Source organism: Streptomyces sp. NPDC055287 (assembly GCF_053646035.1).
Genome location: NZ_JBSHNE010000001.1, coordinates 1 through 17,099 on the forward strand (window position 1 = coordinate 1; position 17,099 = coordinate 17,099).

Genomic DNA, 17,099 nt, shown 5'->3' on the forward strand with positions numbered 1-17,099 from the left:
GTTGATAGGCCAGATGTGGAAGCCCGGTAACGGGTGGAGCTGACTGGTACTAATAGGCCGAGGGCTTGTCCTCAGTTGCTCGCGTCCACTGTGTTAGTTCTGAAGTAACGAACTGTGCCGATTTCCGGTTCGATATCTTCATAGTGTTTCGGTGGTCATAGCGTTAGGGAAACGCCCGGTTACATTCCGAACCCGGAAGCTAAGCCTTTCAGCGCCGATGGTACTGCAGGGGGGACCCTGTGGGAGAGTAGGACGCCGCCGAACAATCATTCAACGCTGGTCCCTGAACTTCGGTTCGGGGACCAGCGTTTTTTTATGCCCTGTTACTTGGTGTTCACGTTGTACGACCAGCATCCCAGACATGGGGACGATCGGAATGCTGAAGTCCGCGGGTGTCGGTGCGGGTGACGAGGTCATCGTGCCGGCCTACGGGAACGCCGAAGTGGCAGAGGCCGTGCTGGCCGTTGGCGCCATGCCCGTCTTCGCCGACATCGACGGGGCCACGTACTGTCTCGACGCGGTGGCTGCCGAGGCTGCCGTCACGTCGCGTACGGCAGCCATCGTCGCCGTACCCCGATTCGGGTACCTGGCCGGCGTGCGGCCGGTGCAGGAGCTCGGGCGGCGGCGGGGGCTCCTGGTGGTGGAGCACCGCGAGGGGGAGACCCCCGATCCGAGTGCGCTCGCTCAACGGCAGGTGCACGCGGCTTATTTGGGCCGACGGCTCACCGGAGTGCGGACCCCGGAGGCGTGCGTGGGGCATAAGTACCAGCAGTACGTCGTCAGGGTGCCCGGCAATGGGAGGCCGGATCGTGACGCGTTCGCGCGCGCTGTGCGGCGAAGGGGTGTGGATGTTCAGGTGCCTGTGAAAACGCCCGTACACCGTCTGCCGGCCTTCCGGCGGGAGATCAGTCTGCCCCAGACCGAGCATGCTGCCGACGAGACGCTCGCGTTGCCCATCGGCGATCCGCTGTCGCGCCGTGACCTCCAGCGTGTTGTGGCAGCGTGCAACGCGCTGGGTGGGCTCCTGCAACCTGCCTTCTAGGAACTTTGTTTGGGGTGGGACACGAAGCTCCACCATCCGGGTGGCCGCATTGGGGCATGGTGGCGGCGGGGCGCGGACGCTCCAGAGGAACGGCGGGTTCGGAACACTCCTGGGATTCAGGTATGATCTGTTCCGTTGCCGCAGCGCAGCAGAGGCCCCAATAGCTCAGTCGGTAGAGCGTCTCCATGGTAAGGAGAAGGTCTACGGTTCGATTCCGTATTGGGGCTCAACACACGAAAGGCCCCCGCCGGTTGGCGGGGGCCTTTCGCGTACTTCCTACGGGTTGTGCGGCATCGGGACGCGCATGGCGAGGATGGCCATGTCGTCGGAGGCCGGTTCGGCGGCGAAGCGTTCCACGGCGCGCAGGATGCGGGCGGCGACGGCGCCGGCCGTCAGGCCCGTACAGGTAGCCAGGACGTCGGCCAGGCCGTCGTCGCCGAGCATGCGGGTGCCTTCGCGGCGCTCTGTGACGCCGTCGGTGACGCACAGGAGTACGTCGCCGGGGTCGAGGGTGACGGTCTGCTCGTACAGCTCCAGGTCCTCCATGACGCCGAGCAGCGGCTGGGGTTCGGCGGCCGGTTCGACCGAGCCGTCCGGGCGCAGGCGCAGCGGGAGGGGGTGGCCGGCGCAGACGACCTTGAGGATGGCGCTGCCGTCCTCCTGGGGCCACAACTCGCCGTACAGGAGCGTCAGGAAGCGGCTGCGGGCGCCCTCGTCGAGGATCGCCGCGTTGAGGCGTTCCAGGACGGCGGGGCCGCCGAAGCCCTCGCGGGCGAGGAGGCGCAGGGCGTGGCGGGCGAGACCGGTGACGGCGGCCGCTTCTGGGCCCGTTCCGCAGACGTCGCCGATGGCGAAGCCGTACGCGCCGTCGCGGATCGGGAAGAGGTCGTAGAAGTCGCCGCCGACCTCGTTGCCCTCGCCGGCGGCCCGGTAGATGACTTCCACCTCGACGTTCGGGACGTTCGGGAGCTCCGGGGGGAGCAGGCTGCGCTGGAGGGACTGGCTGATGGCCATGCGCTCGGAGTACAGGCGCGAGTTGTCCAGGGCCAGCGCGGCGCGGCGGGAGAGGTCCTCGGCGAGTTCGAGGATCTCCTGGCGGAAGTGGTCGTCGGTGGGCTTGCCGAGGGTCAGCATGCCGATGACGCGGTTGCGGGCGACCAGCGGAAGGACGACGGTCTCGCCGCCGACCGCGGCGGCCGTGGCGAGCGTGGTGCCGATGCCCGATCCGAGGTGCGGGGTGGAGCCCAGGTTCAGGCTGCGCATCGACGTACGGAGGGCTGCCTGGTGAGCGGCTTCGCCGGGGGCGGCCCAGACGCGGGCGCCTGGGGTCGGGACGGGCTCCGGCGGGTCGATCTTGGAGAGGAGGGCCTTGAGGCCGTCGATGCGCTCCTCGTCCTCGTGGAGCACGAACGAGAGGTACGGCTCGGAGGACTGGTCGGCGATGGTGTAGACGGCGCACCAGGTGGCGAGGGTGGGGACCGTCATCTGTGCCATCAGCGCGAGGGTCTGGTCGCGGTCGAGCGTACCGGCGAGGAGGTCGGACGCCTCGACCAGGAAGGAGAGCGAGCCGCGGCGCAGGCGCTCCAGCTCGCCGAGGCGGGCGGACTCGACGGCGAGTGCGATGCGGTCGGCGGCGAACTGCAGGCGCAGCGCCTCTTCGTTCGAGTACCGGCCCGGGGCTTCGGCGGCCACACCGAGTGAGCCGGTGAGGCGGCCCTCGACCTTGAGGGGGACGGTGACGACGGAGCGCATGCCGGTGCCGTCGAGGAGCGGTACGGCGCCCGGGACGGCCGCCAGGTCGTCGTGGACGGCGGGCATGCGGGCGGAGCCGTAGCGGCCCGTGCCGGCCTCCACGGGGACGCGGGCGAATCGCTGGCGGGCGGAGGGGAGGCCGGTGGTGGCCCGTACCTCCAGCTCGGTCTCGTCGTCGGTGGCGAGGAGCAGGAACGCGGAGTCGGCGTCCAGCATGTCGCGGGAGCGCTCGACGGTGCGCTGAAGGAGGCCGTCGAGGTCGTCGGGGGCGGGGGAGCCGATGAAGACCTCGAAAGGGTCCATGGTGCGGCCCTCGGAGAGCGAGCCCTTGGCGGTGTCGCTGGGGGTGCGCTGGGGGGTCTGGAGCACGGCGCGCTCGAAGTCGCGTACGAGGAGGCAGACGGTGGAGGGCTCGCCGGCGGTGTCCCGTACGCGCAGGTGGGAGGCGTAGACGGCGACGGTGCGGCCGTCGGCGGCGCGGACGCCGTAGCTGCCTTCCCAGCGGGAGAGCTGGAGGGCGTCGGCGATGCCGGTGGCGATTCCGGGGGTGTGCGGCCAGGCGGCGAAGTCGGTGAGCTGCTTGCCGGTGACCTGGTCGGCGGCGTATCCGAAGAGTTCTTCCGCGTCCTCGTTCCAGGCGTTGATGGCGCCGGAGCGGTCGATCTGGACCACGGCGACGCGGATCCGGCCGTCGGCGACCGGGAGGAGCTCGACGGGGAGGACCGGGCCGGCGGAGCGGATGCCGACCGGGCGCTCGGGGAGGTCGAGCTGGAACCAGACGTGTTTGTTGGTGGGGGCGTACTCGACGCCCCAGCGGGAGGCGAGAGCGGCGCACAGCAGCAGTCCGCGGCCGCCTTCGCGGTCGGGGCTGCCGAAGGACTGGGCCGTGCCCTGGAGCGGGACCTCGCGCTCGGGATAGCGGTCGCCGACCTCGACGCGGACGCCTTCCTCCGTACGGAGACAGAGGACGTCGGCGGTGGTGCCGGCGTGTACCACCGCGTTCGTGACGAGCTCGCTGGTGAGGACGACGGCGTCGTCCACGATGTCGGAATAGCCCCAGCCCTGGAGTGTGTCCCTGACAAAGGCGCGGGCGGTCGCGACGGACCGTCCCACGGGGTCGAAGCTGGCAGCCGCCCGCGCGGTGATCACAGAACTCCTCGTACGCGTTTCGACGCCCGGCTCTGCCATGATCGGCCCGCCCCTCCGGTGCCCGGTTGTGGATCTCGCGTAACCGCCCCCGCCGGGCGGACCGGGGCGGCTGGACAGCCGGAAGCCAGGTTACTTACCTTCCATGTCCGAGCGGATGCCGGTCACCAGTGTTTCCGCCCCCGGAGTCCGGGGAGGGGTGTGCGAAGCTGCCGAACTGTTATGGCCTGGTTCGGCCATGGTGAAACACTGGGAAGGCTTCGGGCGAAGCCCGATGAGTACGGTCGACCCCTGCGGGAGGGACACGGTGGAGTCTGGCGCAGCCGCGCGGAGCACCAGCACGCGCGCAAAAGGCGGACGGTCCCGGAACAATGGGACAACCGAAGTGGATACAGCTGCCCTGAACAGGCTGCTGCAGGCCCTTGTGACGATGCGGGACGGTAATTTCCGTAAACGCCTGACGGTGTCGGGCGACGGCGTGATGGCCGAGATCGCCGCTGTCTTCAACGAGGTGGCCGACCGGAATCTGCATCTGACCGGTGAGATCGCCCGGGTGCGGCGCATGGTCGGACGCGAGGGCAAGCTCGCCGAGAGGCTGGAGACGGGCGCCTGCGAGGGCTCCTGGGCCACCGCGATCGACGCTTCGAACGCGCTGGTCGACGATCTGGCGCGGCCGGTTTCCGAGGTCGGGCGGGTGCTGTCCGCGGTGGCGGACGGTGACCTGGACCAGCGGATGGAGCTGCGGTCGCTGAGCGCCGAGGGCGCGGAGGGTGCGGGGCACCCGCTGCGCGGGGAGTTCCTGAAGGTCGGGCGTACGGTCAACAACCTGGTCGACCAGTTGTCGGCGTTCACGGACGAGGTGACGCGAGTCGCCCTCGAAGTGGGTACCGAGGGCAAACTGGGTGGTCAGGCTCAGGTGCGCGGTATGTCCGGTTCATGGAAAGATCTGACGGATTCCGTCAACACCATGGCGTACCGGCTCACGGCTCAGGTCCGTGACATTGCTCTCGTCACGACCGCGGTCGCCAAGGGCGATCTGTCACGCAAGGTCACTGTGCATGTGGCCGGCGAGATGCTGCAGCTGAAGAACACCGTCAACACGATGGTCGACCAGCTGTCCTCCTTCTCCTCCGAGGTGACCCGCGTCGCGCGCGAGGTCGGTACCGAGGGTGAACTGGGCGGACAGGCGCAGGTGCCCGGGGTGGCCGGCGTATGGAAGGACCTGACGGACTCGGTCAACCTGATGGCGGGGAACCTGACCGCCCAGGTGCGCGGGATCGCGGAGGTGACCACGGCGGTCGCCAACGGTGATCTGTCGCGCAAGGTCACCGTGAGCGCGCGGGGCGAGGTCGCCCAGCTCGCCGAGACGATCAATCAGATGACCGAGACGCTGCGTACGTTCGCGGACGAGGTCACGCGCGTGGCGAGCGAGGTCGGCGGCGAGGGTCTGCTGGGCGGGCAGGCGCAGGTGCCGGGCGCGGCGGGGACGTGGAAGGACCTGACCGACTCCGTCAACACGGTCTTCCGGAATCTCACTACGCAGGTGCGGGACATCGCGCAGGTGACGACCGCGGTGGCGAACGGCGACATGACGCAGAAGGTCACCGTCGATGTCGCGGGCGAGATGCTGGAGCTGAAGAACACCGTCAACACGATGGTGGACCAGCTTCAGTCCTTCGGTTCCGAAGTGACGCGAGTGGCGCGCGAAGTCGGCGTCGAGGGTCTGCTGGGCGGGCAGGCGCAGGTGCCGGGCGCGGCGGGGACGTGGAAGGACCTGACGGACTCCGTCAATACGGCCTTCCGGAACCTGACCGGGCAGGTGCGCAACATCGCGCAGGTGACCACGGCGGTCGCCAACGGCGATCTGTCGCAGAAGGTCACGGTGGACGTCTCCGGCGAGATGCTGGAGCTGAAGAACACCGTGAACACGATGGTCGACCAGCTGTCGTCGTTCGCCGACCAGGTGACGCGGATGGCGCGTGACGTGGGTACGGAGGGCCGCCTCGGCGGTCAGGCGCGGGTGGACGGCGTCAGCGGCACCTGGAAGGAACTCACCGACTCCGTCAACTTCATGGCGGGGAACCTGACTTCGCAGGTACGGCAGATCGCGCAGGTGACGACGGCCGTGGCGCGCGGTGACCTGTCGCAGAAGATCGACGTGGACGCGCGCGGCGAGATCCTGGAGCTGAAGAACACCATCAACACGATGGTCGACCAGCTGTCGTCGTTCGCCGACCAGGTGACCCGCGTCGCCCGCGAGGTGGGTACGGACGGACGGCTGGGCGGTCAGGCGCAGGTGCCGGGTGTGGCCGGCGTATGGCGCGACCTCACCGACTCGGTGAACGGCATGGCCGGCAACCTCACCGCGCAGGTGCGCAATATCGCGCAGGTCGCGACGGCGGTCGCGCGCGGTGACCTGTCGCAGAAGATCGACGTGGACGCGCGCGGCGAGATCCTGGAGCTGAAGAACACCCTCAACACGATGGTGGACCAGCTGTCGAACTTCGCCGAGCAGGTGACCCGGGTGGCCCGCGAGGTGGGTACCGAGGGCATGCTGGGCGGCCAGGCCGAGGTGCAGGGCGTCAGCGGTACGTGGAAGGACCTCACCCAGTCCGTCAACTCCATGGCCAACAACCTGACTTCACAGGTGCGCAACATCGCCGAAGTCACCACGGCGGTCGCCAAGGGCGACCTGTCGAAGAAGATCACCGTCGATGCCAAGGGCGAGATCCTGGAGCTGGTGACGACCGTCAACACGATGGTCGACCAGCTGTCGTCGTTCGCCGACGAGGTGACGAGGGTCGCCCGCGAGGTGGGCACCGAGGGAATTCTGGGCGGCCAGGCGCGCGTACGCGGTGTCACCGGCATCTGGAAGGACCTCAGCGACAACGTCAACCTGATGGCCAACAACCTGACGTCGCAGGTACGGAACATCTCGCAGGTCTCGGCGGCGGTCGCCAACGGTGACCTGACGAAGAAGGTGACGGTCGAGGCGCGCGGCGAGGTCGCGCAGCTCGCCGACACCGTCAACACCATGGTGACGACGCTGTCGTCGTTCGCGGACGAGGTCACGCGCGTGGCCCGTGAGGTGGGCACGGAAGGCGAACTGGGCGGCCAGGCGCGCGTCCCCGGTGTCTCAGGTACGTGGAAGGACCTCACCGAGTCGGTGAACTCGATGGCGTCCAACCTGACCGGCCAGGTCCGCCAGATCGCGATGGTCACCACGGCCATCGCCAAGGGCGACATGACCAAGAAGATCGACATCGACGCCCGGGGCGAGATCCTGGAGCTGAAGACGACCATCAACACGATGGTCGACCAGCTGTCGTCGTTCGCCGACCAGGTGACCCGGGTCGCCCGCGAGGTGGGTACGGAGGGCATCCTGGGCGGCCAGGCGCGCGTACGCGACGTGGACGGCACCTGGCGCGACCTCACGGAGTCCGTGAACGAGATGGCCGGGAACCTGACCCGGCAGGTGCGCGCCATCGCGGCCGTGGCCACGGCGGTCACCCGCGGCGATCTCAATCTCAAGATCGACGTCGATGCGTCGGGCGAGATCCAGGATCTCCAGGACAACATCAACACGATGATCGCGAACCTGCGCGACACCACCCTCGCCAACAAGGAACAGGACTGGCTCAAGGGCAATCTGGCCCGCATCTCCGGCCTGATGCAGGGGCGCCGCGATCTCGACGACGTGGCCTCGCTGATCATGAGCGAGCTCACCCCGGTGGTCTCGGCGCAGCACGGCGCCTTCTTCCTGGCCCTGACGACGCGCGGCAGCACCGAGGTCGGCGCGGACGAGGACAGCCCGTACGAACTGCGCATGCGCGGGAGCTACGGCTACTCGGCCGGCTCGATGCCGACGTCCTTCAAGCCCGGTGAGACGCTCATCGGCACGGCGGCGGAGGAGAAGCGCACGATCCTGGTGGACAACGTGCCGCCGGGCTATCTCAAGATCTCCTCCGGTCTCGGCGAGGCGCCGCCCGCGCATGTGATCGTGCTGCCGGTGCTCTTCGAGGGGAAGGTCCTCGGCGTGATCGAGCTTGCGTCGTTCCAGCCCTTCACCCAGATCCAGAAGGACTTCCTCAACCAGATCGCCGAGATGATCGCGACGAGCGTCAACACCATCAGCGTCAATACCAAGACCGAGGTGCTGCTGGAGCAGTCGCAGGAGCTGACCGAACAGCTGCGGGAGCGCTCGGCGGAGCTGGAGAACCGGCAGAAGGCCCTTCAGGAGTCCAACGCCGAGCTGGAGGAGAAGGCCGAGCTGCTGGCGCAGCAGAACCGCGACATCGAGGTCAAGAACACCGAGATCGAGGAGGCCAGGCAGGTCCTGGAGGAGCGCGCCGAGCAGCTCGCGGTCTCGATGCGCTACAAGTCCGAGTTCCTGGCGAACATGTCGCACGAGCTGCGTACACCGCTGAACTCGCTCCTCATCCTCGCGAAGCTGCTCGCCGACAACGCGGAGGGCAATCTCTCCCCGAAGCAGGTGGAGTTCGCGGAAACGATCCACGGGGCGGGTTCCGACCTGCTCCAGCTGATCAACGACATCCTCGACCTGTCGAAGGTCGAGGCGGGCAAGATGGACGTCAGCCCGACCCGGATCGCGCTCGTCCAGCTCGTCGACTACGTCGAGGCGACCTTCAGGCCCCTCACGGCGGAGAAGGGACTCGACTTCTCGGTACGGGTGTCCCCGGAGCTGCCCGCGACGCTGCACACGGACGAGCAGCGGCTGCTGCAGGTCTTGCGCAACCTCTTGTCCAACGCCGTGAAGTTCACCGACAGCGGGGCCGTCGAGCTGGTGATCCGGCCGGCCAAGACCGACGTACCGAACGCCATCCGCGAGCAGCTGCTGGAGGCCGGCTCGCTGCGTGACATGGACGCCGATCTGATCGCCTTCTCGGTGACCGACACCGGTATCGGGATCGCGGCCAGCAAGATGCGGGTGATCTTCGAGGCGTTCAAGCAGGCCGACGGGACGACGAGCAGGAAGTACGGCGGTACGGGCCTCGGTCTGTCCATCAGCCGGGAGATCGCCAGGCTGCTGGGCGGCGAGATCCACGCGGCGAGCGAGCCGGGCCGCGGTTCGACGTTCACGCTCTACCTGCCGCTGCACCCGAGCGAACTGCCGCCGCAGGGCTACCCGCAGCTCACGCCCGGTGGCATGGAGCCGCTGCGCGGGAGCGCCCCGGACGGCGACCGGGCGACGGACATGGGATCGTCGGCCGACACCGGGCCGGCCAGGCTGCCCTCGGACCCGCAGACCGGCCCCGCCGGGCTGTTCCGGCGCCGGCGCAGGGCGGTGGGCGGTGGCGAGCAGCGGACCGCGCTGCCGGGGCAGGCGGCCGGTCAGCCGGGTCCGTCCGGTCCGTCCGGTCAGGGTGGCCAGTCCGGCCAGGCCTCGGACGTGCCACAGGCGCAGGCGGCTCCCGAGGATGCGTGGACCTCGAGCGGTCAGGAGGGGGCCGCGCCGGAGTCGCGTCGCGGGATCATGTTCTCCAACGAGAAGGTGCTGATCGTCGACGACGACATCCGCAACGTCTTCGCGCTCACCAGCGTGCTGGAGCAGCACGGGCTCTCCGTGCTGTACGCGGAGAACGGCCGGGAGGGCATCGAAGTCCTGGAGCAGCACGACGATGTGACGGTCGTCTTGATGGACATCATGATGCCGGAGATGGACGGCTATGCGACGACGACGGCGATCCGCAGGATGCCGCAGTTCGCCGGGCTGCCGATCATCGCGCTGACGGCGAAGGCGATGAAGGGCGACCGGGAGAAGGCCATCGAGTCCGGGGCTTCCGACTACGTTACGAAGCCGGTCGATCCCGATCATCTGCTCTCTGTGATGGATCAGTGGATGCGTGGAGAGTGACCGTAAGCTGTGCGAATTCGGCAGGTTGCTGACTGACTGTGGCCGGTGGCGTGTGAGTCGGCGGGATTCGGGGAACCTTCTGGTCTCCCACCGCGTTTCTGCTACGTGCACAGTGACATCGCGGTGACAGGGTGTGGCGACAGGCGGGGTGCGGCTACCATGACCGGCACAAGGACGGGCGGCGCAAGAGAGTCGTCCCCCGGGGCGGCGCCCGGCGCACTGCCGGGGCGAGGAGGGCGGGCCATGGTGCAGAAGGCCAAGATCCTCCTGGTCGATGACCGGCCGGAGAATCTGTTGGCGCTGGAGGCCATCCTCTCTGCGCTCGATCAGACACTGGTACGGGCATCGTCAGGGGAGGAAGCGCTCAAAGCGCTGCTGACGGACGACTTCGCGGTCATTCTGCTGGATGTTCAGATGCCAGGAATGGACGGTTTCGAAACCGCCGCGCACATCAAGCGGCGTGAGCGGACCCGTGACATCCCGATCATCTTCCTCACAGCCATCAACCACGGTCCGCACCACACCTTCCGGGGTTACGCGGCGGGCGCGGTGGACTACATCTCCAAGCCGTTCGACCCGTGGGTGCTGCGCGCGAAGGTCTCGGTCTTCGTCGAGCTGTACATGAAGAACTGCCAACTGCGCGAGCAGGCCGCGCTGCTGCGTCTCCAGCTGGAGGGCGGCGGCGGTCAGGCCGGCGGTGTGGGCGACACGAAGGAGCCTGCCGGGCTCCTCGCCGAACTCTCCGCGCGGCTCGCCGCCGTTGAGGAGCAGGCCGAGGCGCTCTCCAAGCAGCTCGACGACGAGTCCGCCGACGCGGCGGCCGTCGCCACGGCGGCTCACCTGGAGCGAAAGCTGACGGGTCTGCGCCGCGCACTCGACGCGCTCGAACCGGGGACCAACGGCGCCGCGCCCCCGTTCCCTTCGCAGCACTGAGCGGGCGGCCCGCCGTACGGAGTGGGCACGACGGGCCGCGTGAGGACGCGTCAGTTTTCTGCCGCCCGGAGCGCGACACGATCGGGTGAAGCAGTGGGCACACGTGTCCGTCGCGCCCCGCACCGGTAACCTCACCACCATGGCCTCACGTACGTCCGGCAAGGGTTCCCAGGGTGCGGCGGGCACCGCGAAGCCGCGCGCCGGCCGTACCACCGGCGCCACGAAGAAAGCAGCGCCCGCCAAGAAGTCCGTCGCAGCGAAGAAGACCGTGCCCGCGAAGAAGGTGCCGGTGAAGAAGGCGCCCGCGAAGAAGGCCGCGGCCAGGTCCGCCCCCAAGGCGGCGCCGTCGCCCACGGGGGGCGTGTACCGGCTTGTGTGCGCCCTCTGGCTGGGCCTCGCGCATGGCGTGGGCGCGCTGTTCCGCGGAATAGGGCGTGGCGCGAAGGGGCTTGACCCGGCGCACCGCAAGGACGGCGTAGCGCTGCTCCTGCTCGGCCTCGCTCTGATCGTCGCCGCCGGTACGTGGGCGCAGCTGCGCGGACCGGTCGGCGACCTCGTCGAGATGCTGGTGACCGGCGCCTTCGGGCGGCTCGATCTGCTGGTGCCGATACTGCTGGGCGTCATCGCCGTACGGCTGATCCTGCATCCCGAGAGGCCCGAGGCCAACGGCCGGATCGTCATCGGGCTCTCCGCCCTCGTCGTCGGCGTCCTCGGACAGGTCCACATCGCCTGTGGATCGCCCGAACGCGGCGACGGCATCGAGGGGCTGCAGGACGCCGGCGGCCTGATCGGCTGGGCCGCCTCCACACCGCTGATCTTCACCATGGGCAGTGTCCTCGCCGTACCGCTTCTGCTGCTGCTCACCGTCTTCGGGCTGCTGGTCGTCACCGCCACACCGGTCAGCGCCGTCCCGGAGCGGCTGCGGCAGCTCGGCGTCATGCTGGGGATCCTGGCGGCGCCGCCCGAGGAGTACGAGTTCGAGGACGACGAGCGGTACGAGGAGCAGTGGCGCGAGGCGCTTCCCCCCGGCGCGCGCCGCCCGCCCGCGCGCCGGGGCCCGACTCCCGCGGAGTACGACCCGGAGCCCGCGGAGGAGGAGGCGCTCACCCGTCGCCGCCGGCCCCGCAGGGCCGCCGCGCAGGCCGCGTCGCCCGCGCCGCGGGCCATGGACGCCGTGGATGTGGCCGCTGCCGCCGCTGCCGCGCTGGACGGCGCCGTACTGAACGGGCTGCCGCCCTCGGCGCTCGTGGCGGACCTGACGCAGGGAGTCTCCACCGAGCGCCCGGCCGCGGTGCCGCCGGCGCGCGAGGGCGCGGGGAAGCCGGAACGTACGCCTGTGCCCGAGCCGTCATCGGCTCCGGGCGCTGGGTCCGGCTCCCCTGCCGGGACCGGGTCGAAGGTGGCGGATCTGACCAAGGCGCAGCCCGAGGTGTCCCAGCCGCTGCCGCCCCGCGCCGAGCAGCTCCAGCTCGCCGGTGACATCACCTACGCCCTGCCCTCGCTGGACCTGCTGGAGCGAGGCGGTCCCGGCAAGACGCGCAGCGCCGCCAATGACGCCGTCGTCGCCTCACTGACGACCGTCTTCACCGAGTTCAAGGTCGACGCGGCCGTCACCGGCTTCACCCGGGGGCCGACGGTCACGCGCTACGAGGTGCAGCTGGGCCCGGCCGTCAAGGTCGAGCGGATCACCGCGCTCGCCAAGAACATCGCGTACGCCGTCGCCAGTCCCGACGTCCGCATCATCAGCCCGATCCCCGGCAAGTCGGCGGTCGGCATCGAGATTCCCAACACCGACCGCGAGATGGTCAAGCTCGGCGACGTACTGCGCCTGGCGGACGCGGCCGAGGACGACCATCCGATGCTCGTCGCACTCGGCAAGGACGTCGAGGGCGGCTATGTGATGGCCAACCTCGCGAACATGCCGCACGTGCTGGTCGCGGGCGCCACCGGCTCGGGAAAGTCGTCCTGCATCAACTGCCTGATCACCTCGGTCATGGTGCGGGCGACCCCCGAGGACGTACGGATGGTGCTGGTCGACCCGAAGCGGGTCGAGCTCACGGCGTACGAGGGCATCCCGCACCTGATCACGCCGATCATCACCAACCCGAAGCGGGCCGCCGAGGCCCTCCAGTGGGTCGTGCGGGAAATGGACCTGCGCTACGACGACCTGGCGGCGTACGGCTACCGGCACATCGACGACTTCAACCAGGCGGTACGGACCGGCAAGGTGAAGCCGCCGGAGGGCAGCGAGCGGGAGCTGTCGCCTTACCCGTACCTGCTGGTCATCGTCGACGAGCTCGCGGACCTCATGATGGTCGCGCCGCGCGATGTGGAGGACTCCATCGTCCGCATCACCCAATTGGCCCGCGCCGCCGGCATTCATCTGGTGCTCGCCACCCAGCGGCCATCCGTGGACGTCGTCACCGGTCTCATCAAGGCGAACGTGCCCTCGCGGCTCGCCTTCGCGACCTCCTCGCTCGCGGACAGCCGGGTCATCCTCGACCAGCCGGGCGCCGAGAAGCTCATCGGCAAGGGCGACGGCCTCTTCCTGCCGATGGGCGCGAACAAGCCGACCCGTATGCAGGGCGCCTTCGTCACGGAGGACGAGGTCGAGGCGATCGTCCAGCACTGCAAGGACCAGATGGCGCCGGTCTTCCGGGAAGACGTCGTGGTCGGGACGGCGAAGAAGAAGGAAATCGACGAGGATATCGGTGACGACCTGGATCTGCTGTGCCAGGCCGCCGAGCTCGTCGTGTCTACGCAGTTCGGTTCGACCTCGATGCTCCAGCGAAAACTGCGTGTCGGCTTCGCAAAGGCGGGCAGGCTCATGGATCTGATGGAATCTCGGAACATCGTGGGGCCGAGTGAGGGATCGAAGGCGCGCGATGTACTCGTGAAACCGGATGAATTGGATGAAATGCTCGCTATGATCCGGGGAGATTCTCACCCGTAAGAGAACGGTGAGCAACCGTTTCCCTGGTTCGTACGTCCAGTTGAGGGAAGGGGGAGACAGATGGTGTCACCATCGGGCTGTCAGACGGTTCTGATGGCGTACAAAGTCCGCCCTCCCAGTTGCCTCACGCTTTCGTACCCCCCCTAGACTGAACACCCAGCAGGTGGCTCACGCTCGAAAGGCGCCCCCGTGTCCATCGGCAACTCTCCCGAAGACGACCGGCCTTCAATCGAAGACGACCGGTCCTCGATCGAAGACAACCGGCCCTCGATCGAAGACGACCGGCCCTCGATCGGACGCGCTCTCCAGCAGGCCCGTGCGGACGCGGGTCTGACGGTCGACGAGGTCAGCGGTTCGACCCGGGTGCGCATCCCCATCGTGCACGCGATCGAGCAGGACGACTTCAGCCGCTGCGGCGGCGATGTGTACGCGCGCGGACATATCCGTACGCTCGCGCGCGCCGTGGGCCTCGACCCCGACTCCCTGGTCGCGCAGTACGACGACGAGCACGGCGGACGCCCCGCACCCACGCCCGCGGCGCCGCTCTTCGAGGCGGAACGGATCCGTCCCGAGGCCCGTCGCCCCAACTGGACCGCTGCCATGGTCGCCGCGATCGTCGCTGTCGTCGGCTTCGTCGGCTTCACGCTCTTCAACGGCAACGACGGCAGCGGCGGCGCCAGTGAGGTCGCGGGCTCCACACCCGACACCACGAAGTCGGCGAAGCCCACGCCGACCAAGCCCGCCGACCCCAAGCCCGACCCGTCGGACAGTGCCATCGCGGCGGTCCCGCAGGACCAGGTGACGGTCGCCCTCACCGCCAAGGACCGCAAGAGCTGGATCTCGGCGAAGGATCACAACGGCAGGCTGCTCTTCGACGGACTGCTGCTGAAGGGCGAGTCGAAGACCTTCACGGACAAGGAGAAGATCGACCTCGTGCTGGGCGACGCCGGGGCGATGCAGCTCTTCGTGAACGGCAAGGAGGTCGGCGACGAGTTCCAGGCGGGACAGGTCCAGCGGCTGACGTACACGAAGGGCGACCCGGAGGTCGGCTGACCTGGACGTCGGCTGATCTGGGAACCTTCCGGGCCGAGGCAGGGCCCGGAAGGGGCCGTGGGCAAGCCCGGCGGGGGCCCGGGGGGCCCGGATTCGGGGGCTCAGGCCCCCGTGGAACCCTCGCGGCGGGGGCGCGCGCCGGGACAAAGTAGTCTTGAGTCCATGCCCGAACGCCGCACCGTCGCCCTTGTCACTCTTGGCTGCGCCCGTAATGAGGTGGACTCGGAGGAGCTGGCAGGCCGCTTGGCAGCGGACGGCTGGCAGCTCGTCGAGGACGCCTCGGACGCGGACGTCGCCGTCGTCAACACCTGCGGATTCGTCGAAGCCGCCAAGAAGGACTCTGTCGACGCCCTGCTGGAAGCCAATGATCTGAAGGATCACGGCAAGACGCAGGCCGTCGTCGCCGTGGGCTGCATGGCCGAGCGGTACGGCAAGGAACTCCAGGAAGCGCTGCCCGAGGCCGACGGCGTACTCGGATTCGACGACTACGCCGACATCTCCGACCGCCTCCAGACCATCCTCAACGGCGGCATCCACGCCTCCCACACCCCGCGCGACCGGCGCAAGCTGCTGCCCATCAGCCCGGCGGAGCGCCAGGACGCCCCGGACGTGGCGCTGCCCGGGCACGCTCAGGACACGCCTCCCGAGGACCTGCCCGACGGCGTCGCGCCTGCCTCCGGGCCCCGCGCGCCGCTGCGGCAGCGGCTCGGGACGAGCCCCGTCGCCTCCGTGAAGCTTGCTTCCGGGTGCGACCGCCGGTGCTCCTTCTGCGCCATTCCGTCGTTCCGCGGCTCGTTCATTTCGCGGCGCCCCTCCGATGTGCTGGGGGAGACGCGCTGGCTGGCCGAGCAGGGCGTGAAGGAGATCATGCTGGTCTCCGAGAACAACACGTCGTACGGCAAGGACCTCGGCGACATCCGGCTGCTGGAGACGCTGCTGCCGGAGCTGGCGGAGGTCGACGGGATCGAGCGGGTACGGGTCAGCTACCTGCAGCCCGCGGAGATGCGGCCGGGGCTGATCGACGTACTGACGTCCACGCCGAAGATCGCCCCCTACTTCGACCTCTCGTTCCAGCACTCGGCGGCCGGCGTGCTGCGCTCCATGCGGCGCTTCGGTGACACCGACCGCTTCCTGGAGCTGCTGGAGACGATCCGCAACAAGGCGCCGCAGGCCGGTGTGCGGTCCAACTTCATCGTCGGGTTCCCCGGCGAGAGCGAGGCGGACCTCGGTGAGCTCGAGCGTTTCCTCACGGGTGCGAGACTGGATGCGATCGGCGTCTTCGGCTACTCCGACGAGGAGGGCACCGAGGCCGTCACGTACGACAACAAGCTGGACGCCGAGGTCATCGCCGAGCGGCTCGAGCACATCTCGCGGCTCTCGGACGAGCTGACCGCCCAGCGGGCCGAGGAGCGGCTCGGTGAGACGGTCGAGGTGCTCGTGGAGTCGGTGGACGGCGAGGACGGCGCGGTCGGCCGCGCGGCGCACCAGGCTCCCGAGACGGACGGCCAGGTGCTGTTCACGTCGGACCAGGGTCTGGCTGTCGGCCGTATGGTCGTCGCGAAGGTGGTCGCCACCGAGGGCGTGGACCTGGTGGCGGAGTACTGCGATGTTCTGGGAGGCGACGCCCAGACCCCCGACGAGGAGGCAGGCAGATGACCGGAGTCCCGGCATCCGCTGCCGGTGGAACCGGCGCGAAGCCGGCGCCCGGCGGCAAGCTGGGCGCTGCGGCCGTCAATCAGGCCAGCCTGTGGAACATCGCCAACATCCTGACCATGATGCGGCTCGTGCTGGTGCCCGGCTTCGTCATGCTGATGCTCCAGGACGGCGGGTACGACCCGGCCTGGCGCGCCTGGGCGTGGGCGGCCTTCGCCGTCGCGATGATCACGGACATCTTCGACGGGCACCTGGCCAGGACGTACAACCTGGTCACCGACTTCGGGAAGATCGCCGACCCGATCGCCGACAAGGCGATCATGGGGGCCGCGCTGATCTGTCTGTCGGCGCTCGGGGACCTGCCGTGGTGGGTGACGGGCGTCATCCTCTTCCGGGAACTGGGCATCACGGTGCTGCGCTTCTGGGTGATCAGGCACGGAGTCATTCCGGCCAGCCGCGGCGGCAAGATGAAGACGCTCTTGCAGGGCGTGGCCGTCGGGATGTACGTGCTGGCGCTGACGGGGCCGCTCGCGACGCTGCGGTTCTGGGTGATGGCGGCGGCGGTCGTGCTGACCGTGGTGACCGGTCTGGACTATGTGCGGCAGGCCGTGGTGCTGCGGCGGGCCGGGATCGCGGCGGAGTCGTCGCGGTGACGGGCGACAGTGGAGTGGCCGCGGTGACGGGCGATGGCG

8 protein-coding genes, 1 tRNA gene and 2 rRNA genes are annotated in these 17,099 nt (G+C 69.0%); 10 read left to right on the plus strand and 1 reads right to left on the minus strand.

The genetic code is table 11. From position 1 onward, the window contains the following. From ACWIHY_RS00005 to ACWIHY_RS00020, 4 genes are all read left to right on the plus strand, one after another. Nucleotides 1-73 (plus strand): 23S ribosomal RNA (locus ACWIHY_RS00005); the annotation flags it as partial. 74 nt (nucleotides 74-147) lie between these two features. Then, nucleotides 148-264, plus strand: a 5S ribosomal RNA gene (gene rrf, locus ACWIHY_RS00010). A gap of 112 nt (nucleotides 265-376) precedes the next feature. Then, nucleotides 377-1,042 (plus strand): DegT/DnrJ/EryC1/StrS family aminotransferase, encoded by a 666-nt coding sequence (locus tag ACWIHY_RS00015; protein WP_454373834.1) that lies wholly within the window; start codon nucleotides 377-379, stop codon nucleotides 1,040-1,042. Nucleotides 1,043-1,196: 154 nt separating this feature from the next. Continuing rightward, nucleotides 1,197-1,269, plus strand: a tRNA-Thr gene (locus ACWIHY_RS00020). A 49-nt stretch (nucleotides 1,270-1,318) separates the two neighbouring features. On the opposite strand, the gene ACWIHY_RS00025 is transcribed toward ACWIHY_RS00020, so the two are convergent. Continuing rightward, nucleotides 1,319-3,982, minus strand: coding sequence for a SpoIIE family protein phosphatase (locus ACWIHY_RS00025; RefSeq protein ID WP_454373254.1), 2,664 nt, complete (start codon nucleotides 3,980-3,982; stop codon nucleotides 1,319-1,321). A 265-nt stretch (nucleotides 3,983-4,247) separates the two neighbouring features. Here ACWIHY_RS00025 and ACWIHY_RS00030 point away from each other — a divergent pair, with 265 nt between their 5' ends. From ACWIHY_RS00030 to pgsA, 6 genes are all read left to right on the plus strand, one after another. Continuing rightward, complete coding sequence (locus ACWIHY_RS00030; protein ID WP_454373255.1) at nucleotides 4,248-9,815, plus strand: HAMP domain-containing protein; 5,568 nt, start codon at nucleotides 4,248-4,250, stop codon at nucleotides 9,813-9,815. Nucleotides 9,816-10,058: 243 nt separating this feature from the next. Then, complete coding sequence (locus ACWIHY_RS00035; protein ID WP_454373256.1) at nucleotides 10,059-10,748, plus strand: response regulator; 690 nt, start codon at nucleotides 10,059-10,061, stop codon at nucleotides 10,746-10,748. A gap of 139 nt (nucleotides 10,749-10,887) precedes the next feature. Further along, nucleotides 10,888-13,701: a DNA translocase FtsK gene (locus ACWIHY_RS00040; RefSeq protein WP_454373257.1), complete on the plus strand. Its 2,814-nt coding sequence runs from the start codon at nucleotides 10,888-10,890 to the stop codon at nucleotides 13,699-13,701. Between the two features lie 189 nt (nucleotides 13,702-13,890). Then, nucleotides 13,891-14,754 carry a helix-turn-helix domain-containing protein gene (locus ACWIHY_RS00045; RefSeq protein WP_454373258.1) on the plus strand — a complete coding sequence of 288 codons (864 nt, stop codon included), beginning with the start codon at nucleotides 13,891-13,893 and terminating at the stop codon, nucleotides 14,752-14,754. A 162-nt stretch (nucleotides 14,755-14,916) separates the two neighbouring features. Then, on the plus strand, nucleotides 14,917-16,410 hold the full coding sequence (rimO, locus tag ACWIHY_RS00050) for a 30S ribosomal protein S12 methylthiotransferase RimO (RefSeq protein ID WP_454373259.1): 1,494 nt from the start codon (nucleotides 14,917-14,919) through the stop codon (nucleotides 16,408-16,410). Further along, the gene (gene pgsA / locus ACWIHY_RS00055) at nucleotides 16,407-17,060 is read left to right on the plus strand and encodes a CDP-diacylglycerol--glycerol-3-phosphate 3-phosphatidyltransferase (protein ID WP_454373260.1); all 654 of its coding nucleotides are present in this window, start codon (nucleotides 16,407-16,409) and stop codon (nucleotides 17,058-17,060) included. The genes rimO and pgsA overlap by 4 nt, the downstream gene beginning before the upstream one ends. The last annotated feature ends 39 nt before the right edge of the window (nucleotides 17,061-17,099 follow it).